Annotated in this window: 19 protein-coding genes; 14 read left to right on the top strand and 5 right to left on the bottom strand. The window is 43.3% G+C overall.

Translation table 11 applies throughout. The features are described 5' to 3' along the window. Positions 1–68: 68 nt before the first annotated feature. The 5 genes from DXX93_RS10755 (at position 69) to DXX93_RS10735 (ending at position 4,416) form a co-directional block, all read left to right on the top strand. Complete coding sequence (locus tag DXX93_RS10755; RefSeq protein ID WP_116009921.1) at positions 69–332, top strand: hypothetical protein; 264 nt, start codon at positions 69–71, stop codon at positions 330–332. A 26-nt stretch (positions 333–358) separates the two neighbouring features. Beyond that, positions 359–1,114, top strand: coding sequence for a nicotinamide riboside transporter PnuC (pnuC, locus tag DXX93_RS10750; RefSeq protein ID WP_116008105.1), 756 nt, complete (start codon positions 359–361; stop codon positions 1,112–1,114). 30 nt (positions 1,115–1,144) lie between these two features. After that, positions 1,145–2,320, top strand: a complete 1,176-nt coding sequence (locus DXX93_RS10745; protein WP_116008104.1) for a phosphotransferase — start codon at positions 1,145–1,147, stop codon at positions 2,318–2,320. A 191-nt stretch (positions 2,321–2,511) separates the two neighbouring features. Further along, complete coding sequence (locus tag DXX93_RS10740) at positions 2,512–3,579, top strand: sensor histidine kinase (RefSeq protein ID WP_116008103.1); 1,068 nt, start codon at positions 2,512–2,514, stop codon at positions 3,577–3,579. Positions 3,580–3,591: 12 nt separating this feature from the next. Further along, positions 3,592–4,416: a LytR/AlgR family response regulator transcription factor gene (locus DXX93_RS10735; RefSeq protein WP_116008102.1), complete on the top strand. Its 825-nt coding sequence runs from the start codon at positions 3,592–3,594 to the stop codon at positions 4,414–4,416. A gap of 10 nt (positions 4,417–4,426) precedes the next feature. On the opposite strand, the gene DXX93_RS10730 is transcribed toward DXX93_RS10735, so the two are convergent. Continuing rightward, positions 4,427–5,446 (bottom strand): 6-phosphofructokinase, encoded by a 1,020-nt coding sequence (locus DXX93_RS10730; RefSeq protein WP_116008101.1) that lies wholly within the window; start codon positions 5,444–5,446, stop codon positions 4,427–4,429. Positions 5,447–5,591: 145 nt separating this feature from the next. Here DXX93_RS10730 and DXX93_RS10725 point away from each other — a divergent pair, with 145 nt between their 5' ends. Further along, entirely contained in the window at positions 5,592–6,461 is an 870-nt protein-coding gene (locus tag DXX93_RS10725; protein WP_116008100.1) for a DUF6279 family lipoprotein, read from the top strand. After that, complete coding sequence (locus tag DXX93_RS21190) at positions 6,433–6,729, top strand: hypothetical protein (protein ID WP_181902201.1); 297 nt, start codon at positions 6,433–6,435, stop codon at positions 6,727–6,729. The genes DXX93_RS10725 and DXX93_RS21190 overlap by 29 nt, the downstream gene beginning before the upstream one ends. A 130-nt stretch (positions 6,730–6,859) precedes the next feature. Here the strand turns inward: DXX93_RS21190 and pyk are convergent, their stop codons facing one another. Both pyk and DXX93_RS10710 read right to left on the bottom strand, forming a co-directional pair. Next, positions 6,860–8,311 carry a pyruvate kinase gene (gene pyk / locus DXX93_RS10715; protein ID WP_116008099.1) on the bottom strand — a complete coding sequence of 484 codons (1,452 nt, stop codon included), beginning with the start codon at positions 8,309–8,311 and terminating at the stop codon, positions 6,860–6,862. A gap of 62 nt (positions 8,312–8,373) precedes the next feature. Then, complete coding sequence (locus DXX93_RS10710; protein WP_116008098.1) at positions 8,374–9,222, bottom strand: MurR/RpiR family transcriptional regulator; 849 nt, start codon at positions 9,220–9,222, stop codon at positions 8,374–8,376. 307 nt (positions 9,223–9,529) lie between these two features. On the opposite strand from DXX93_RS10710, the gene zwf reads away from it, so the two are divergent. The 5 genes from zwf to DXX93_RS10685 are packed head-to-tail and all read left to right on the top strand — an operon-like array spanning position 9,530 to position 15,208. Further along, positions 9,530–10,999, top strand: a complete 1,470-nt coding sequence (gene zwf, locus DXX93_RS10705) for a glucose-6-phosphate dehydrogenase (protein ID WP_116008097.1) — start codon at positions 9,530–9,532, stop codon at positions 10,997–10,999. Between the two features lie 3 nt (positions 11,000–11,002). Then, entirely contained in the window at positions 11,003–11,695 is a 693-nt protein-coding gene (pgl, locus tag DXX93_RS10700) for a 6-phosphogluconolactonase (RefSeq protein ID WP_116008096.1), read from the top strand. Positions 11,696–11,697: 2 nt separating this feature from the next. Then, the gene (edd, locus tag DXX93_RS10695) at positions 11,698–13,527 is read left to right on the top strand and encodes a phosphogluconate dehydratase (RefSeq protein WP_116008095.1); all 1,830 of its coding nucleotides are present in this window, start codon (positions 11,698–11,700) and stop codon (positions 13,525–13,527) included. Next, positions 13,527–14,549, top strand: coding sequence for a glucokinase (locus DXX93_RS10690; RefSeq protein WP_116008094.1), 1,023 nt, complete (start codon positions 13,527–13,529; stop codon positions 14,547–14,549). Before edd ends, DXX93_RS10690 begins: the two co-directional genes overlap by 1 nt. Further along, a complete protein-coding gene (locus DXX93_RS10685; protein WP_116008093.1) occupies positions 14,546–15,208 on the top strand; it encodes a bifunctional 4-hydroxy-2-oxoglutarate aldolase/2-dehydro-3-deoxy-phosphogluconate aldolase in 663 nt (220 codons plus the stop codon). The genes DXX93_RS10690 and DXX93_RS10685 overlap by 4 nt, the downstream gene beginning before the upstream one ends. 502 nt (positions 15,209–15,710) lie before the next feature. Here the strand turns inward: DXX93_RS10685 and gap are convergent. Then, complete coding sequence (gene gap / locus DXX93_RS10680; RefSeq protein WP_116008092.1) at positions 15,711–16,706, bottom strand: type I glyceraldehyde-3-phosphate dehydrogenase; 996 nt, start codon at positions 16,704–16,706, stop codon at positions 15,711–15,713. A 240-nt stretch (positions 16,707–16,946) separates the two neighbouring features. Here gap and gndA point away from each other — a divergent pair, with 240 nt between their 5' ends. Together gndA and msrB are read left to right on the top strand one after the other, a co-directional pair. Continuing rightward, entirely contained in the window at positions 16,947–18,470 is a 1,524-nt protein-coding gene (gene gndA / locus DXX93_RS10675) for an NADP-dependent phosphogluconate dehydrogenase (RefSeq protein WP_116008091.1), read from the top strand. Between the two features lie 71 nt (positions 18,471–18,541). Continuing rightward, complete coding sequence (gene msrB / locus DXX93_RS10670; RefSeq protein ID WP_116008090.1) at positions 18,542–18,925, top strand: peptide-methionine (R)-S-oxide reductase MsrB; 384 nt, start codon at positions 18,542–18,544, stop codon at positions 18,923–18,925. A gap of 32 nt (positions 18,926–18,957) precedes the next feature. On the opposite strand, the gene DXX93_RS10665 is transcribed toward msrB, so the two are convergent. After that, positions 18,958–19,758, bottom strand: coding sequence for a DUF2989 domain-containing protein (locus DXX93_RS10665; RefSeq protein WP_116008089.1), 801 nt, complete (start codon positions 19,756–19,758; stop codon positions 18,958–18,960). Positions 19,759–19,885: the final 127 nt, after the last annotated feature.

The following is a 19,885-nucleotide window of genomic DNA, read 5'->3' as shown; positions in this document are numbered from 1 at the left end:
CGCATCACACGCAAAAATTTGATGCGCTTAACTATCATGTGAAAAATGACGACAAAGTGGAGAAGGTAATGCAAATATCTATCGATTTAAGCCTTTATCCGTTGGCAGAGCAGGCCTACAAAAACGAAATATGGACGTTTATTAACGCGCTCAAGGCAAATTCTCAGGTTAAAGTTGTTTCCAATGGCATGAGCACTCAAGTGTTTGGTGAGTATGATCACACTCTGGGTTTTGTCATGGCGGAAATGAAAAAAGTACACCAAACGGTTGGCAGTGCGGTGTTTATTCTCAAAATCATTGCTGACGATCGCTTTCGCGAATATGACAATTAACCAGTACTCAAGACAAGAATAAGTAAATGTGGCAAGAGACCTACCAATATTTTAGCCAAATGGCTGTTCTGGAAATCATCGCGGTGATTACCGCAATGGCTTACGTAATTTTGGCCGCCCGTGAGCATATTTTATGTTGGCCAGCAGCACTCATCAGTACGCTCTTATATACCATTATATTTTATGATGTGTATTTGTGGATGGATAGTGCACTGCAAGTTTACTATTTTGCCATGGCGATTTATGGTTTTTATTGTTGGCGTAGGGTCGGTGCAAATGGTGATGCGCTTGCTGATAACAAAGAGCAAACTAACAGTATTATTCATCAACAGCCACTTATTAAGCATTGTAAAGCCTTGTTGGTACTTGCGCTTACTTCAATTGCCGTTGGTTACTTTATGGCGAATAACACGCCAACAACTTTCCCATACGTAGACGCAGCAACAACGGTATTTGCCGTCTATGCCACCTACTTGGTGACGCAAAAAGTACTTGAAAACTGGTTGTACTGGATAGTGATCGATCTAGTGTCGATATATATCTATATTGAGAAAGGGTTAACGCCAACGGCAATGCTGTTTGTTGTTTATGTCGTCGTGGCTGTCGTCGGATACTTCACATGGCGTGAAAAGCTCAAGCAAAGCGTTAACTCAGAAAACCATAATCAACAAAATCATACCCCACAAAGCCATAGTGAAAATGGTGCTATTGAGACCAGCGTAAGGAGCGATAAAAGCGCTTTTGCTAATCAAAACCCAAAGAAGGCACAGCTAAGAGGCTAGAGTATTCATACTCTAGCAAGCGAGCTTTTTATGCAAATTAAGGGTGAGAACATTAATACGCTAGTCGCAGAGCTTAGTGACCTACCTTGTTTTATTGGCAAAGAGTTAACTATCGAAGCGATCAACACGGGTTATAGCCAGCAAGTCTTTAAAATCGTCATTCTGGATAACGGCCATGATAGTCAAAGCAATGATGGGACAACCCGTGATGAGCAATGTTCATCTCACCAGCTCACTAATAACACTGCCAGAAGTTCAAGGCTAAAATGTTCTAGCGAAACCTTTGTCGCTAAACGTTTTAGTGATAAGAAAATTGCATATCGTGAAATGCAGGTGCAAAGATTTTTATCAACTCAATCGCTGCACCAGCCAGCAAAACAACTACGAGCACCAAAGGTTGTTTGTTGCCATGAGCATTGGCTGGTGTCTGAATTTATTGACTCGCCCTTATTAGATCAACTACCAATAAGCGAAAAAGCAAAGCTTGAGCGAGCAACAGCAGCACTCGCTAAATTTCACGATGCTTTTTCCACGTTTCGCAGTGCTGTTCAGAGCACAGCAAGTGATAGCCAAGCTAACTTGCCAGCAATAGGGGGAATAGAAGCCGTTAAAGCCGAGCTAACAGAGCTTGATTTACCCGCCGTCATTCGGTCACTCGCCAATTCTATTGGAAAGCTCGCGCTAAAAGGTTGGAAAGATCACGAGCATCTCATTAAGCAAGCTATGAAATGTGCAATTGAAATGCAAGACGGATTCAAATCCCATATAGATGAATCTGGTGTGGGCGTTATTCACGGCGATCTCAACTACGCTAATATCTTAGTCACGCAATCAAATGGCGATAGTGATGACACTCAAGTGTGTTTAATTGATTTTGAGTCTGTCGCGCTCGCGCCCTTTGCCTATGATCTTGGTATGTTGATGGCGATTAATTGTGTGCCACCTTCGTTGACCGATTTTTGTATTCGTAATTATCAAAATCATGCTATTAACAATCGATATTTACAGTGCGAAGTGGTTACGTGTTACGCTTTTATTTCAAGTATAATCAACGGGTTGTGGTTTTCAGAAGAGTCTTCGTGTAAAAATGAAAAAGTTACCCAAGACGTATATCTAGCTAAGGCTAGCGCCCAGTTCGCGTATGCCAAAATGGTATATTCAACAGATTCTTACTTGAGTCACGATAAATCATTCGGTTCGCGTTAAGTTTTATATCAATTAAACATGCGGGCATGACTAGAGTGGATGTTACATACCTCTGAAACTTCAATAACTGGCCAAATAACGACGGAATTGAGACAGGGTGCTCAAAAGTTACGATTAACCGTAATGCGCCTTCACAGCTATTTTCGCATAATTACAGTAACTAGATTATTAACCCGTGTTGGTCGTTGTTTGTGAACTGGAAAGCTCTTATTGAAAACCGCAATCGCTTTTTCTGGCTGCTGCATACTGCAGGCTGGTTTGGCTTTGCCTTAGTTCAGTTCCTTGGTTCTTTGTTGCATGATTTACGTGATTTATTTGTCATCGTTATCTTCTTGAACAGTTATGCTGGTTGGATGCTTACTGTGCCGCTGCGCTACGTTTATCGTCGTGCTTGGAACCTGTCACCGATAAAGCTTATTGCCGTTGTTATATTAAGCTCTTATGTTACTGCTGTAATTTGGCAGGTGATTAAAAACATCAATTATTGGGAAATCTATAAGCACGGTTGGCAGCCTGAATTTTGGTTGTATTACACCAAATCGAGCGTCTGGTCGTTCTACATCATTCTGAGCTGGAGCTGTTTGTATTTTGGCATCAAGTACTACCAGATGCTGCAAAAAGAAAAGCAAAATGTATTACAAGCGAATACCGCTGCCCATCAAGCACAGTTAAAAATGTTGCGTTACCAGTTAAACCCACACTTTTTGTTCAATACGCTTAATGCCATTTCTACGTTAATCTTGGTGAAAGAAAATGATACCGCTAACGGTATGGTCACCAAACTTAGCGAGTTCTTGCGCTATTCATTGGATAAAGACCCAATGAAGCGAGTTACTTTAACTAACGAAATACAGGCGCTACAGCTTTATTTAGACATCGAAAAGGTAAGGTTTGAAGAGCGTTTGCAAGTCGATACTAATATTGCCGATGACTGCGCTAATGCCTTAGTGCCGAGTATGGTGTTACAGCCACTTGCGGAAAACGCAATTAAATATGCGATAGCAGTAAAAGAAGAGGGCGGTACCATTGCTATCACGGTTAATCGCTTTGGCAATGATTTGTTGGTAGAGCTAGCCGATAATGGCCCTGGTGCAGAGATCAAAAATGGCAATTTACATCGTGAAAACGGCGTGGGTTTAGCAAATACTCGCGAGCGTTTAGCAGCGCTTTATAAAGATAATTTTTCACTGGTAGTATCCTCAAACAAGCCTTCAGGTGTTAAAGTAAATATCAGAATTCCCTACGAACTTGGACATTAATAGGACGTTAATATGACTGCCACGCTGTCTACCATCATAGTGGATGATGAGCCGTTAGCACGTAAAGGTCTAGCCATTCGCTTAGCTGCCCATAATGACATTAATATCGTTGCACAATGTAGTAACGGCCGGGAAGCAATAGAGGCGATTAAGACCCATCGCCCTGATCTCGTTTTTCTCGATATTCAAATGCCCGGCATTAATGGCTTTGAAGTCATAGACGCACTAATAGAGCAAGGTTTATCTATGCCCATGGTGGTTTTCGTTACCGCCTTTGATCAATATGCGATTAAAGCCTTTGACGTACATGCCGTTGATTACTTAATGAAGCCTGCTGATGACGCGCGCCTAGCTCAAGCAATGGACCGCATTCGCGAACACTTGCAAAGCAAAACTGACGCAGAGCACAAAAATAAGCTCGTTAAACTGGTGAGCGATGTCACAGGTAACGATCAAAATACAATTTTGGAAGAATTAGCTAACAAGCAAACAGTGTCACTTTCGCAGTATTCTGACGTATTGCCTATCAAGGACGGCGGCGAATTAAGCCGAGTCCCCGTCAATACTATTTCATGGATTGATGCGGCGGGCGACTATATGTGTGTGCATACCGAGGAGGGCACACACATCTTACGCAAAACCATGAAGCAATTAGAAGAGTTGCTTGATCCACGTATATTTATTCGCAGCCACCGTTCAACCATAGTCAATAAAAATTATGTGCAGAAGTTTTGTAGCCAGCTTAACGGCGAGTACTATTTAGTGATGAATAGTGGTAAAGAACTCAAAGTTAGCCGTAGTTATAAAGACAAAGTAAAACAAGCGGTAACGCAATAAACTAAGTAAACTAATCAACTCGTGCATGGCTTGCCGTACTGTCGTACACCTTGATTAAGTCATCGTTAACTACTTTCTTGTGTTGTATGGCTTTGGTAAGTGGTGTGTAAGTAATCTTGCTTTCGCACTCACCAATCATAATGCCGGATCTCTCTAAAAGAATCGCTTCAATTGCGGCGACCCCAAGTTTAGTGGCTAATATTCTATCTTTAGCAACGGGTGAGCCACCTCGTTGAATATGACCAAGCACACAAATACCAACATCGATATTACCCTGTTGCTTTAATGCTTCGCCTAGTGCGTGAGCGCCACCGGGCCAAAGGTTCTCTGCAAGTACTATTAAATAACTGTGTGCTTTGTTTTGCTTTTGTTGTTCAATATCAGCAATTATCTTGGCTAATTTAGCTTCCTGCGCTAGTGGATCGAAATTTTCAAAGGAAATTATTTGCTCTGCGGCACAGGCGACCCCAACATTAAATGCAATCTGGCCACTATGACGCCCCATTAGTTCGACAACGAACACACGATCGAATGCATCCGCTGTGTCACGGATTTTATCAATCGCATTAATTGCTGTATTAATTGCGGTGTAAAAACCAATCGTAAACTCGGTACCGTCTAAATCATTGTCTATGGTACCCGGTAGGCCAATTAACTTACCTTGCCAATACTCCTGTATGGCTAGCATACCGTTGAAAGAGCCATCGCCACCAATCACAATCAAGGCATCAATATTCTCTTTGATTAAACAGCTAACAGCTTGCTTAATACCTGTTGGGCTCAGCATTTCTGGGCAACGCGCGCTTTTTAAAATAGTACCTCCCTGATGAATAATATTGGTTACGTCATCAGGTTGTAAAATACAGAAATCTTGATTGATTAATCCGTTATAACCGTGGTGGAAGCCATAGCAAATTAACTTATGGTGTTTGGCAGCTAAGGTGATAGCGCGAATGGCGGCGTTCATTCCGGGGGCATCGCCACCGCTGGTGAGCAGGCCAATCTTTAGTGGTTTATTACGTGTTGCCATTGTTATTCACTCCCAAGCGTTTTGAAATATTTACTGACATAACCGCGTATTTACAATCCGTTGTATTCTGACTATCGTAGTTTATTTCAGTTAACTTAAACACAGATTGTGTTAAATCAATAATTTATACTGAGGGGTTGTGTTAATGGTGAGCTTCATCAAACGTGGTAAACAGTGGGCAACCGTCATCTTTTGTGCGTTATTTTTAACGGGTTGCAGCTTCACGTTCGTATACAACAATCTAGATTGGTGGGTTGATTGGTATCTCGACGACTATGTGTCACTCAACAAAACGCAGCAGAAAGCATTCGATGAAAAGTTTAGCCAATTACACGACTGGCACCGAGCAACGCAGCTGACTGCTTATGCCAATCAACTTAAATCACTGCAAACGCAAATTAACCAAGGGATTACCCCCGAGCAAATTCAATCGCATCTCGAACACATGAGAGATCATTGGCAAAATCTGCGCGCGCAAGCACAACCAGACCTGATTGCGTTGACTCAGCTATTAGATGAGGAGCAACGCCAAGATTTACTAGCTGGTATTGCTGAAAACAATCGCGAAAACCAAGAAGAGTACCAAGCTGAGCATCAAAATTTAACGCGTGACGAGTGGGTAAAAAAAGAATGTATCGAGCAACAAGCTCAGTTTCGCAAATGGGTAGGTAAGTTAACTAAAGCGCAAAAAGCACAACTATGTGTGATGAGTGAAGGTTTTCAGTCGACATATAGTGATTGGTTAGCGTATCGAAAAGCGTGGCACAAATCCTTTAGCGAGGCACTTGCGCCAGATTTATCTGTCCAAAAATATGAGCAGATGTTTGCTGAGCTGATTGCTGCGCCAGACAAGCTAAAAAGTGAAGCGTATGTTGCAATTCAAGCACAGAACAATCGAAACTTTACTGATATCTTCTACTATATGATGCACAGCTTATCGGCCAAGCAAAAGAAGCGGTTTAATAACCGTATTCAAGACTATATTGATGACTTTAAAGAGTTGGCAAAGGAATAAACCACATTACACTTATTCTCCAAGACCGATAAAAGCGCGTAAAGACTACAGTCATATCGCATTTGATCTTGAGGCCGAGCATTTTCAGGGCTTTTATCAGCGTTTGGTAGACTGGTGTATTAACCAGTGGAAAGACAACAGGAGTGAAGGGCATTCAGTTTACTTTTTAGAACCCGGTGGGCATAAACTGGAAGCGCATTGCGGCAGTTTAGCAAGCCGATTAGCATCGCTAAAAACTCAATCTTACAAAGGTTTGAAGTGGTTGTAGGTCCTCGTTTTAGCTTCCCTAGAACGAAAAAATCAGCCAGTAAGTAAAGTGCTAAACTAGCTGATTTTGATATTTAGATTCGCGTAACGTTTATTTCAGCCTGACTTTCAGCCAGATTGGGTGTCATCAATTACTTGAGTAATTCTTTAGTTACTTTCAAAATTTTCATGGTGTTAGAGGCACCAACAGTTTCCATTGAATCACCGTGAGTGAAAATTACCTTGTCATTCTCTTTAAAGTCACCTTGGCTGATAACAGCTTTAAGCACATCGTTGGTCAGTGATTGATCGGTACTTTGTGTTGAATCAAATTGCACCGGATAAACACCACGATAAATCACGGTTTTCGTCAACGTTTTGTGATGACGAGAAAGTGAATAAATCGGCAAACCAGAAGTTATCCGCGACATAATTTTAGACGTTTGCCCTGATTCGGTTAACGCAATAATCGCTTTAACACCTTCTAAATGGTTAGCGGCGTACATGGCTGAGAGTGCGATGGTCTCTGAAATTTCAGAAAACATCAGCTCAATGCGGTGTCGTGACATATTCACTGAGCGATGTTGCTCGGCGCCTAAACATACTGCTGCCATGGCTGTTACCGTTTCTACTGGGTATTGACCAGCGGCAGTTTCGGCTGAAAGCATGACGGCGTCTGTACCATCAAGCACGGCGTTAGATACATCCATAACTTCTGCCCGTGTTGGCATGGGCTGGCTGATCATGGTTTCCATCATTTGCGTAGCTGTGATCACTACACGGTTAAGCTGACGGGTGCGGGCGATAATGTGTTTTTGCTTGCCAACTAATGCCGGATCACCAATCTCAACACCTAAGTCGCCACGGGCAACCATCACCACATCAGAAGCCAGAATAATGTCGTCTAGCACTTTGTCGTCGTTAACGGCTTCTGCGCGTTCGATTTTTGCCACTAAACGGGCTTTACAGCCAGCTTCTTGTGCCAGCAAACGCGCTTCGCGCATATCGGCAGCATCACGTGGAAACGAAACGGCAAGAAAATCCGCGTCTAACTTAGCGGCTAACTTGATGTCTTCTTTATCTTTGTCGGTTAATGCTGGTGCAGTTAAACCACCGCCTTGGCGGTTAATGCCTTTGTTGTTTGACAATGGGCCACCGACAACCACTTGGGTAAATACTGATGTACCTTGTGTACGCAATACTTCTAGCTGCACACGGCCATCGTCTAACAATAAAATATCGCCGCTCGACACGTCATTGGGCAGTGCTTTGTAATCAATACCGACTTTTTCTTGGGTACCTTCACCTTTGGGGAGCGCTGCATCTAATTCAAATTGGTCGCCAACGGCTAATGTAATCGGCCCATCTTTAAATGTTGAAACGCGAATTTTAGGCCCTTGCAGATCGCCTAAGATGCCGACGTAAATACCTAGCTCCTCGGCGAGTTCGCGAACCATCTTGGCTCGATTGATGTGATCTTCTGGGGTGCCGTGAGAAAAATTTAAGCGTACAACATTTACGCCTGCCGCAAGCACCTGTTTTAGCGTTTCTCTGTTGTCTGTTGCCGGCCCTAAGGTTGCAACAATTTTGGTTCTTCTAGGCATTTTTGTGATTCATCCTGTGTAAGTGGGTACTAAAAAAGGCATACCTAAGTATGCCTATTTTTTTATTCTTTGCGCTCGAATCGTGAACTGCGCAGACTGTCTTTTACTTTTTTGAGGTTATCTCTAAACTTGCTACCACGGCGCAGGGTAAAGCCAGTGGCTAAAATGTCAATCAGCGTTAACTGTGCGATACGCGAAGACATTGGCATATATAAATCAGTATCTTCCGCAACGTCTACAGACAACACTAAGCTACATTCTTTTGCCAAAGGCGAACCGTCGGTGGTAATACCGATAACCGTTGCATCGTTTTCTTTTGCAAGAGCCGCAACTTCAACCAGGGCTTTTGTGCGTCCGGTGTGAGAAATAACAATGACTACGTCACCTTGCTGGCTATTAATGGCGCTCATGCGTTGCATCAACACATCATCGAAATAAACCACAGGAACATTGAAGCGGAAAAACTTGTTCAGTGCATCGTGTGCAACCACCGCAGAGGCGCCCAAGCCAAAAAAGGAGATTTTATTTGCTTGTGTCAGTAGGTCAACTGCGCGATTCACAGCGGTTGTATTTAAGCTTTTTCTCGCCAATTCTAAGCTGGCCATGGTTGATTCAAAGATTTTGGCTGTATATTCATCAGCGGTATCATCTTCGTCGACGTGTCGATTTACATAAGGGGTACCATTGGCAAGACTTTGTGCTAAATGCAATTTGAAGTCAGGGTAGCCTTTTGTGTCCAAACGACGACAAAACCGGTTTACTGTTGGTTCACTAATATTAGCCTGCTTGGCTAGAGCGGCGATGCTCGCATGTATAACTGTATTTGGCGAAGCTAATATTACCTCAGCAACTTTGCGTTCAGACTTGCTGAAGGTGTCTAGTTCGTTAGCGATCTTTTCTAAAATGTTCATATTATTTTTCCAGATCTTTTTTTGCTAACTGTAATTTATTTTCTGGTTAAATAACAGTGAAAGTGTAAATTTATTACAATAATTCATCAGATTACTTATTTATCAAACAAAAATCACCTGTGTTTAATAATTGAACGCTGGTCAATGCTATAATTAAGCAGCTTAGCCAAGCGGTCTAGAATTAGTTATTCAATACATACGTATGAAGTGTAGTAAAATTACAAAAAGTTCTTTACTGTGCCATTTAGTAGCGCTAAATTAACGGCAAATGTAGTTTAGTTACAGCTTGTAAACTAGAGATTTATATATGAAAAATGCACAAAGCAGCTCAGCAGTCGAAGTCGTCTTATTTGGCGTACTCGGAGACTTATCACGCAGAAAGTTATTACCCGCACTATATCAACTCGATTTAGCTGGCCTGCTCGACGAAAAAACACGTGTCGTCGGTGTCGCAAGACATGAGCATTCTGATCAAGACCTTATCGAATTTGCCAAGGAAAATTTAACGCAATTCGTTTCTGAAGGGCTTGATGAGCAAGTATTAAATCGCTTTTTAGCCCGTTTGGTTTATCAGCAATTAGATTTCAAAAACACAGAGAGTTATGGTGATTTAGCTAAGACTCTGGCGCAAGGCAATGCAGAGCGTATTTACTATTTTTCAACACCACCTGCCATTTACGGTGATATTACCGAGGGGTTACACAATGCGGGCTTAATTGAGCCGCAAGACCGCGTGGTCATGGAAAAACCTATCGGCCACTGTTTAGCTTCATCAAAAGTCATTAACGATATGGTGTCTAAGCATTTTGAAGAAAATCAAATCTACCGTATCGACCATTACTTAGGAAAAGAAACGGTACTAAATCTTTTAGTATTGCGCTTTGCTAACTCTTTGTTCACCAATAATTGGGATCGTAACTATATCGATCATGTACAAATTACCGTGGCGGAAAGTGTCGGTATTGAAGGACGCTGGGGCTTTTATGACGAAGCTGGGCAAATGCGAGATATGGTGCAAAATCACTTACTACAGATTTTGTCGCTACTCGCCATGGAGCCGCCAGCTGATTTAAGTGCTGACAGCATTCGTGACGAAAAATTAAAAGTTATCAAAGCATTACTGCCTATCACGCGTCAAAACATCAAAGACAAAACCGTGCGTGGCCAATACACAGAAGGTTTCTTAACGGGTAAAGCTGTGCCTGGTTATCTCGACGAAGAAGGTGCCAACAAAAATAGCAATACAGAAACTTTTGTTGCGATAAAAGCGGAAATTGATAACTGGCGCTGGACAGGGGTTCCATTTTATCTGCGCACAGGCAAGCGCATGCCAGCCAAACACAGTGAAATTGTGGTGCACTTCAAAGAGCAGCCGCACAATATTTTTAAAGACAGTTATGCCGATTTGCCAGCCAACAAGCTAACCATTCGCTTACAACCAGACGAAGGCGTGGAGTTGGAAGTGATGAACAAAATTCCGGGTATCGCTTCACAAATGAACATTCACGAGAACAAGCTGGATTTAAGTTTTTCTAAAACTTACGAAAATGAGCGCGTGGTTGACGCATACGAGCGTTTAATGCTGGAAGTGATTAATGGTAATCAATCATTGTTTGTCCGCCGCGATGAAGTGGAAGCCGCTTGGACCTGGGCAGACAGCATTATTGATGCGTGGCAAGCGAGCAGTGATAAACCAAAACCATATGCAGCAGGGTCTTGGGGGCCAGTTGCGTCAATTTCACTGATCGCACGTGATGACAGACATTGGGTGGAGTAATCGATGAACACAATCAACAAATTTGAGTCTCGCGCGCAATTGGATTCGACACTAGCTAATCAAGTGGCCGAGATTCTAGAAAGTGCAGTGAAAGCAAAGGGCAAGGCTAGTATTGCGGTATCTGGCGGCTCAACGCCAAAGGGCTTTTTTGCTGCGCTATCAAACATGGACTTACCTTGGAAGCAAATTACCGTTACCTTGGCAGACGAGCGCTGGGTGGACATTAATGACGATGCGAGTAACACCAAATTAGTGCATGAACACTTATTGCAGAACAAAGCGGTAGATGCAAATTTCTTTCACATCAAACAAGGTGATGAACTCACCAGTGAAGTACTCGCAGATTTAAATCTGGCCGCAGGTACCACGGTATTACCCTTTGATGTGCTGATCCTCGGGATGGGCGAAGATGGCCATACCGCATCATTGTTTCCTTGCAGTAATGAAATTCACGCCGCGTTATCACGCGATGCTGCGCCGCTGTTAAAAGTTGTGCCGCAAACTGCGCCCCATCAGCGCATCACCTTTAGTTACGCTTATCTTGCGCAAAGTAAAAACACTTTTTTACATATTTGCGGTGAGAGTAAACAAACCGTGCTTAATCAAGCGTTAAGCGACTCAGATGTAACTCACATGCCAATTCGCGCATTTTTACAGCACGAGTCATTAATGACACAAGTTTTCTGGGCGGAATAACCATGAATCCCCAAATTAAGGCAATCACTGAGCGCATCATTGAACGCAGTAAGCCCACACGACAGGCTTACTTGGAAAAAATCGAACGCGCTAAGTCAGACACTGTTCATCGAGCGAGTTTATCTTGTGGCAACTTGGCTCATGGTTTTGCTGCGTGTGGCAAAGAAGATAAAAATAAGCTCAAAGGTTTAAATCACTCTGATATTGCCATTGTTTCTGCATATAACGACATGCTCTCTGCGCACCAGCCTTATGAAAGCTATCCTGCAATTATTAAAGAAGCGATAACCGAAACTGGTGGTGTCGCGCAATTTGCTGGCGGTGTACCGGCGATGTGTGACGGTGTCACTCAAGGGCAACCAGGCATGGATCTTAGCTTAATGAGTCGCGATGTCATCGCCATGTCAACCGCAGTCGGCCTATCGCACAATATGTTTGATGGTGCGTTAATGCTTGGCATCTGTGACAAAATTGTGCCGGGCTTATTGTTAGCGAGTTTAACCTTTGGTCACTTACCAACGGTGTTTGTGCCAGCAGGGCCAATGCCTTCAGGTATTCCAAACAAAGAAAAAGCACGCGTTAGACAACAGTTTGCCCAAGGTGAAGTCGGTAAAGAAGAGTTGTTAGCTGCGGAATCTGCGTCATACCATAGTGCAGGTACTTGCACCTTCTTTGGCACCGCAAATTCTAATCAGCTAGTGGTTGAAGTGATGGGCCTGCATTTACCCGGCGCATCTTTTATCGCACCCAATACCGAGCTGCGTGAAGAGCTCACTAAGGCGGCCGCACGCCAAGTCACTCGTTTAACTCAGCAATCAGGAAACTACTTACCAATTGGTAAAATGGTTGATGAACGCTCTGTCGTCAATGCGATTGTGGCGCTACTTGCCACCGGTGGTTCGACGAATTTAACCATGCACATTATCGCGTTTGCAAAAGCGGCCGGTATCATTATTGATTTCCAGGATTTCAATGATTTGTCTGATGCTGTGCCACTGATCACTCGAATCTACCCGAATGGCCATGCCGATATTAACCACTTCCAACAAGCTGGTGGTATGGCGCTGTTGTTCAAAGAACTATTAGGCGCAGGCTTGTTACACGAAGATGTTGACACTATTTGTGGTCGTGGCTTAACGCGCTACACGCAACAGCCCGTGCTCGAAAACGGGAAACTCGTGTGGGTTGACAGTACCGACGTTTCTGGTGATCCAGAAGTTATCGCCACCACTGAACAGCCGTTCAAACCGGACGGTGGTTTAAAGGTGCTAAAAGGTAACATGGGGACTTCCGTACTCAAAACCTCAGCGCTTCGCGATGGTAGTACAGTGATCAAGGCACCTGCTGTTGTGTTTGAAGATCAACACGAGCTAGAAGCGGCATTTAAAGCGGGCGAGCTGGAAAAAGACTTTGTCGCGGTGGTGCGTTTTCAAGGGCCAAAAGCGCGCGGCATGCCTGAGCTTCACAAATTAACGCCTCCACTAGGTGTACTGCAAGACAAAGGCTTTAAAGTTGCGCTGGTGACCGACGGTCGTATGTCTGGTGCATCAGGTAAAGTACCAGCCGCTATTCATCTTTGCCCAGAAGCACTTGATGGGGGTTGGATAGCTAAAGTGCAAAACGGTGACATGATCATGGTTGATGGTGAATCAGGTGAATTAACCCTGCTCGTTGACGAGCAAGAGTTGGCGCAGCGTCCATTGGCGAAGTTTAACGTTAATGGTCATCATGAAGGGATGGGGCGTGAGTTATTTGGCTTTATGCGTCAAAGTTTAAGCTCAGCAGACACTGGCGCTTGTTCATTATTTGGCAACCTTGAAGGTGAGCATTAATGCTCGAAAATCTAGTAAATATTGTCGCCGATATTGGCGGTACTAATTTAAGAATTGGCATTGCTCAGCAAGACGGCAGTTACCATGCCTTGACGGTTTATCAGTGCGCTAAGTATGCAAGTTTAGCTCAAGTGATTAGTGACTTTATTGAGAAAGAGCAACTCGCTGAAAAGGCAATTAATGCCTGCTTTGCAATCGCGTGCCCTGTTGAAAATGACCTTGTGGTCATGACGAATTTACCTTGGCAATTCTCAAAAACGGAATTGAAAGCAACGCTTGGCCTTAACAAATTACTGCTTATCAACGACTTTACTGCCATTGCTCATGCCATTCCAATGCTCAGTGATGATCAGAAAGTGAAAATAGGCGGTGGTGAGCCTGTTGTTGATAAACCAATTTCGGTATGCGGTCCAGGCACAGGGCTAGGGGTTGCAAACCTTATCCGGCAAAAAGTCCAGCAAGAAGATGCCTGGGTAAGTTTGAGCGGTGAGGGCGGACACGTTGATTTTGCCCCTGTAGATGCACAAGAAATGGAAATATTGGCGTATTTACAAACCAAATATCAGCATGTTTCTTATGAACAGCTGTTATCTGGCTTAGGTATTGAACAAATTTACCAAGCGCTTGCGAGCAATAACTCATCGGTTGCCAGCGAGCTACCAGCACAGGATATTACCGCGCGCGCATTGGCCAATCAATGCGAAGTCTGCGCACTCGCGTTAGCACAGTTTTGCAAAACACTTGGCAGCTTTGCCGGCAATTTAGCGTTAACGCTAGGCAGTTTCGGCGGTGTTTATATTGCCGGTGGCATAGTGCCGCGCTTTATTGAGTATTTCAAAGAAAGTGATTTTAGGCTGCGGTTTGAAGAAAAAGGGCGCATGACGGGCTTAAATCAAAACATCCCCACTTATGTCATCACTGCATCTCAACCGGGAATATTGGGTGCTACTGCCTACCTAATGCAAGACAATCTTCAACACGAATTACAAGACGATATACAAGAAAAGAAAGAGGCATTATGAAGGATTTAAAGAAATGGCAATTACAGCCATCTGAACTTTTTGCAATGGGACCAATAGTGCCTGTACTTGTTATCGAACGCGTTGAAGATGCCTTACCAATCGCTGAAGCGTTGTTAAAAGCGGATATCAAAGTTCTGGAAGTCACGCTGCGTACCCCATCAGCTTTAAACGTGATTGAAACGATTGCCAAGGAGTTGCCAGAGGCGGTTGTAGGCTCTGGTACGGTCACTAATCGTGAATTGCTACAACAGTCTAGCGACGCGGGCGCAAAATTTGCTATCAGCCCAGGGTTAACGAAAGACTTGCTAAAGGCGGGTAACGAGGGGGACATTGCATTAATCCCTGGCATTTCATCAATTTCTGAGCTAATGGATGGCATTGATTACGGTTACGATCACTTTAAGTTTTTCCCGGCTGAGGCATCTGGTGGTGTTAAAGCGATAAAATCCATAGGTGGCCCCTTTCCCAATATCAAATTTTGCCCAACAGGCGGCATAAATTTAAACAACGTTAATAACTATTTAGCGCTGAGCAACGTTGCCTGCTGTGGTGGCTCATGGTTAGTTTCTGATGCGATTGTCCAGCAAAAAAATTGGTCTGCGATTACGCAGCTTGCGCAAGAAGCACGTGCGCATGTTGAGGCTGCGACCGTTAAATGACAAATTCCTAATCGAAATATTTAGGTGACTACTCAGGTGACAGTAGGTATTTGCGTCACTCGGGTAAACTCAATACTAAAACGCTTGGTGTTTTCACTAAGCGTTTTTTATTTTATGCCTTTTTTATTTGATGCTAGAAAAAGGTGGGAGTGTTATGGCGACAGTGTTATTTAGGCTATCCAAGCGGCTCGTTACCCGTTTGATCAAAACATGCTGGCCGCGCTATTACTTATTTTTTCAAGCACTCGGCGATCTTAATGTGCAGTGAAGTATAAACAGAGCGCTGTTTAGCAAAATTAACGTTAAAACTCACGATTAATATCATTTACGGCACTTCAATGTGTCAGTATTTTTCGCCAATCAGATAAAACTGCTGCACTGGAATGAGAATAAATTAATTGACTTGTTTTCAGGCAGAAAAAAGGTCGGTATTAACCGACCTTGTTCTATTTCATTGCTTATTAATGAATAAAACGAATTTCTGTGTTAACGAAAACTCGTTCTACTTTGAAATATAAGCTACCAAATCCAGTACTTTATTCGAGTAACCAATTTCATTGTCGTACCAAGATACAACTTTGACGAAGGTATCGGTTAATGCGATACCCGCGCCAGCATCAAATACTGAGGTACATTTTTCACCAATGAAGTCAGTCGATACAACGTGATCTTCTGTGTAGCCTAAAATGCCCGATAATTCACCTCTAGCGGCGGTATTCATTGCTTGGCAGATTTCTTCATAAGTTGCTGGCTTAGCAAGATTGACCGTTAAATCAACAACAGAGACATTAGGCGTTGGGACGCGAAATGCCATACCTGTCAGCTTGCCATTTAATGCTGGAATTACCTTACCAACGGCTTTTGCCGCACCAGTGGATGAAGGGATGATATTTTGGCCTGCACCGCGACCACCGCGCCAATCTTTAGCTGAAGGGCCATCAACTGTCTTTTGGGTTGCCGTCGTTGCATGAACGGTTGTCATTAAACCGTCGGTAATACCCCAATTATCATTGAGTACTTTTGCGATTGGCGCTAAACAGTTGGTCGTACATGAAGCGTTCGACACAATATCTTCGCCTTGATATTCATCGTGGTTCACGCCCATAACAAACATTGGGGTGCTGTCTTTAGAAGGGGCTGACAATACGACTTTCTTAGCACCTGCCGCGATGTGCTTACGCGCCGTATCATCGGTTAGGAAAAGGCCAGAAGACTCGACAACCACATCAACGTTTAGCTCGTCCCACTTTAACTGCGCAGGATCGCGTTCGGCGGTTACTCTTACAGTTTTCCCGTTGACGACAAGGTTGCCCTCAACGACTTCGACATTACCACTGAAACGGCCGTGAGTTGAATCGTATTTCAGCATGTAGGCCATGTAATCAACATCGATAAGATCATTAATGCCAACGACTTCAATATCTTGGCGTTCTTGTGCCGCTCTGAAAACGAAACGACCGATGCGACCAAAGCCGTTTATACCTACTTTAATAGTCATGATTTTTCCTGAAATTTCTTTATGTAGTAAAATTACACCAATAAATGAAAAATACAAGGGTAAAATTTAGTGTTATGTAATTTTGTTAAATTAAATTTCGGATTGTTACTAAAAAAACAAGAAAAATTAACAGCTTTATACGTTTTAACTAAAGCGTAATGTTAATTCCCATGATAAAATAGTGGAAACATGGCGCATTGATGCGCCAATTTCCTCTGTATTAACCCTCGGAAAAAGAATATGACACAAGAGAAAGTATTGTGTGACATCGGCTTTATCGGCTTAGGTGTAATGGGTAAAAACCTGGTGCTAAATTTAGCGGACAATGGCTACAAGATTGCGGCTTTTGATTTAAGCCAAGAGAAAGTGGACGACGCAATAGAGCAGGATAAATTAGAAAACAAAACGGACACGCAACGAGTATACGGTTGCTCTTCATATACAGAACTTCTCTCCCAACTAAAAGCTCCCCACTTAATTGTATTATCAGTTCCTGCTGGCTCTCCCGTTGACCAAGTTTGTGAAAGTCTGATTGGCGCAGGCATCCAGCCAGATGATATTGTCATCGATACCGGCAATAGCTTGTGGGTTGATACTGTAGAGCGCGAAGCGCGTTACAAAAATCAGTTTATTTTATTTTCTTCAGCTGTATCTGGTGGTGAAGTTGGGGCGCGTTTTGGCCCTGCACTTATGCCAAGTGGCTCGCCATATGCGTGGACTCGTATTAAGCCTATTTGGGAAGCGATTTCTGCTAAGGTTGAACCAAGCACAGGTAAGCCAATAGAGCGCACTGAGCCAGGCCAAATTATTGATGGCGGTGACCCGTGTGCAGCCTATATTGGGCCAGCAGGTGCTGGTCACTACGTGAAAATGGTGCACAATGGTATTGAATATGCCGATATGCAAATCATATGTGAAGCCTACCATGTATTGCGTAGTGGTTTAGGAATGAGCTGCGACGACATTGCCGATACGTTTGAGAAGTGGAACCAAGGGCCACTAGACAGCTACTTAATGGAAATCTCTGTTGAAGTCTTGCGCCATAAAATCGAAGATGAAACGCCTTTAGTTGATCTTATTTTAGATAAGGCAGGTCAAAAGGGGACTGGCTTGTGGACAGCCGTGAGTAGTTTAGAGGTTGGCTGCCCAGCACCAACAATTTCACAAGCGGTATACGCGCGTTCAATTTCATCATTTAAAGCGTTGCGCGTCGCAGGTGCTGAAATGTTGCAAGGCCCTGAACAAAAGCGTTTATCGGCAAGTGAGCAGGACGCCTTTATTAGTCGCCTTCACGATGCCATTTACTGTGCAAAAATTTGTGCTTATGCGCAAGGCTTCCAGTTAATGAAGCTGGCGGCAAAAGAGCACAACTGGACGCTTGATTTCGCGAGTATCGCTAAAATCTGGCGTGCTGGCTGTATCATTCGCGCGGTATTTTTGCAGTCAATTACTGAGGCATTTGAGCGCAATGAAGATTTAGAAAACTTGTTTTTAGACGAGTTCTTCGTTCAGCAACTAAATGCACATCAAGCAAATTGGCGACAAGCTGTCGCAGAAATCACACTTATGGGCATACCTGCAGGAGCGTTATCATCGTCGCTTGCTTACTATGATTCAATGCGCTCTGCGGTTTTACCTGCCAATTTACTGCAAGGGCAGCGAGACTTCTTTGGCGCGCACACATTTGAGCGCACTGACAAAGCAGCGGGTAAAAAATACCATGTTGAATGGTCGTCGCCAGAGCGCCCAATACAAAAGCTATAAAAGCATAAAAAATATAGAAGCACATAAAATCTAGCGAGTAACAATTTGACTGAGTCATCCAGGAGGCGCTAATGACTGATGAACGTTATAAAGAAAAACTAACGCCAGAAGCCTTTGCGGTGTGTCGTTTAGCGGCAACTGAACGGCCTTTTACTGGTAAATACAATGATCATTGGTTGGCTGGCAATTACCATTGTGCTTGCTGCGAGTGCCCTTTGTTCTCTTCTGAAACTAAGTTCAACGCTGGCTGTGGCTGGCCGAGCTTTTACGACTGTTTAGCCGATAATGTTAAATACTTAGAGGATTTGACACACAATATGGTGAGGGTAGAGATCCAATGCAAGCATTGTGATTCACATCTAGGCCATGTTTTTGATGATGGGCCTGCGCCCACCGGCAAACGCTATTGTGTGAATTCGTTAAGTTTAGTGTTCGAGCACGATTTAGCAGGTTAGTCCAATTCTTAAAAGCTATTAAATTACTGCACCTAGTGTCGAGGTGCAGTAAATGTCCCATCGGTAATCTTATCAAGTGTTGCATTGGCGACTTTATCGAGAAACTCAGTATCTAGCTCATGAAACTGGCCAAACGAAATTAATCCCTGTTCGCTGCTATCAACGTCTTCTGGATCATATAAGGTTAAGATTTTTAACCAAATATAGGCCTGCTTAAACTCTTCTTTATCGGTGAAAATTGATGTGATCGACTTAAATATTTCGGTGTTGACGGGGTTGTCAGTAGATTGCAGCTCTAACGCGTGAAACAAAAGATCTAGCGTCTTATCTGGGTCGCGTTTAATGTAATAAGTCGCAAGATTGAACTGAGATTCAGCAGTTTCCAGCACTTCATTACCTTCCATCGCCAAAAACTTAGCGAGTGCTGCTTCATTCAAATAACGTGACCAGTGGTAAAAAAGTAACTCTGGGTGCTCAGAGTGCAATGTATCCTCGCTTATTTCTTTGATTCGGGCTTTGGCGGTTATTGAGTTATCAATACGGTTTCGCTTCTTGTATTTCAACTTTATATGTTCAATTTGCGATGCGTGATCCATACAAGCGGCGTATTCTTCGTAAGCAACTAATAAATCGAATTTTTGTTTGTCTTCGCCTGTTTGCGATAGCAGGTAATTATTATAAATTGTCTTCACACGCTCTTTTTTACACCAGGTATCCTCAATAAATTCTTCACACATAACTGGCGATTCTTTACATATCTTGGCCAGATCAGGGCCCGTGTCACAACCAGCAAGAAATAAAGGGAGTAAGAATAAAGGAGATAAATGTTTCATTTAATACTCAAGCAAAACATGGAATTTTTAATGTAGGTAGTAGCGAAAACTTTCACTGTGCATTACAATGACGCCCGCATCAAGCGAGTAGCTATTATTAATCATAACGTCATATTAAAACATTGAT

It is taken from the genome of Thalassotalea euphylliae (assembly GCF_003390335.1).
GTDB classification, from domain to species: domain Bacteria; phylum Pseudomonadota; class Gammaproteobacteria; order Enterobacterales; family Alteromonadaceae; genus Thalassotalea_F; species Thalassotalea_F euphylliae_B.
This window is presented reverse-complemented; position numbering and strand designations above follow the sequence as displayed.

Excerpts from the sequence above, each read along its gene's own strand:
- gap (WP_116008092.1), bottom strand. The coding sequence starts at position 16,706 with ATGACTATTAAAGTAGGTATAAACGGCTTTGGTCGCATCGGTCGTTTC.
- DXX93_RS10710 (WP_116008098.1), bottom strand. The coding sequence starts at position 9,222 with ATGAACATTTTAGAAAAGATCGCTAACGAACTAGACACCTTCAGCAAG.
- gndA (WP_116008091.1), top strand. The coding sequence starts at position 16,947 with ATGACACAAGAGAAAGTATTGTGTGACATCGGCTTTATCGGCTTAGGT.
- DXX93_RS10685 (WP_116008093.1), top strand. The coding sequence starts at position 14,546 with ATGAAGGATTTAAAGAAATGGCAATTACAGCCATCTGAACTTTTTGCA.
- DXX93_RS10755 (WP_116009921.1), top strand. The coding sequence starts at position 69 with ATGCAAATATCTATCGATTTAAGCCTTTATCCGTTGGCAGAGCAGGCC.
- DXX93_RS10725 (WP_116008100.1), top strand. The coding sequence starts at position 5,592 with ATGGTGAGCTTCATCAAACGTGGTAAACAGTGGGCAACCGTCATCTTT.
- zwf (WP_116008097.1), top strand. The coding sequence starts at position 9,530 with ATGAAAAATGCACAAAGCAGCTCAGCAGTCGAAGTCGTCTTATTTGGC.
- DXX93_RS21190 (WP_181902201.1), top strand. The coding sequence starts at position 6,433 with ATGACTTTAAAGAGTTGGCAAAGGAATAAACCACATTACACTTATTCT.
- msrB (WP_116008090.1), top strand. The coding sequence starts at position 18,542 with ATGACTGATGAACGTTATAAAGAAAAACTAACGCCAGAAGCCTTTGCG.
- DXX93_RS10690 (WP_116008094.1), top strand. The coding sequence starts at position 13,527 with ATGCTCGAAAATCTAGTAAATATTGTCGCCGATATTGGCGGTACTAAT.
- DXX93_RS10665 (WP_116008089.1), bottom strand. The coding sequence starts at position 19,758 with ATGAAACATTTATCTCCTTTATTCTTACTCCCTTTATTTCTTGCTGGT.
- edd (WP_116008095.1), top strand. The coding sequence starts at position 11,698 with ATGAATCCCCAAATTAAGGCAATCACTGAGCGCATCATTGAACGCAGT.
- pgl (WP_116008096.1), top strand. The coding sequence starts at position 11,003 with ATGAACACAATCAACAAATTTGAGTCTCGCGCGCAATTGGATTCGACA.
- pyk (WP_116008099.1), bottom strand. The coding sequence starts at position 8,311 with ATGCCTAGAAGAACCAAAATTGTTGCAACCTTAGGGCCGGCAACAGAC.
- DXX93_RS10735 (WP_116008102.1), top strand. The coding sequence starts at position 3,592 with ATGACTGCCACGCTGTCTACCATCATAGTGGATGATGAGCCGTTAGCA.
- DXX93_RS10745 (WP_116008104.1), top strand. The coding sequence starts at position 1,145 with ATGCAAATTAAGGGTGAGAACATTAATACGCTAGTCGCAGAGCTTAGT.
- pnuC (WP_116008105.1), top strand. The coding sequence starts at position 359 with ATGTGGCAAGAGACCTACCAATATTTTAGCCAAATGGCTGTTCTGGAA.
- DXX93_RS10730 (WP_116008101.1), bottom strand. The coding sequence starts at position 5,446 with ATGGCAACACGTAATAAACCACTAAAGATTGGCCTGCTCACCAGCGGT.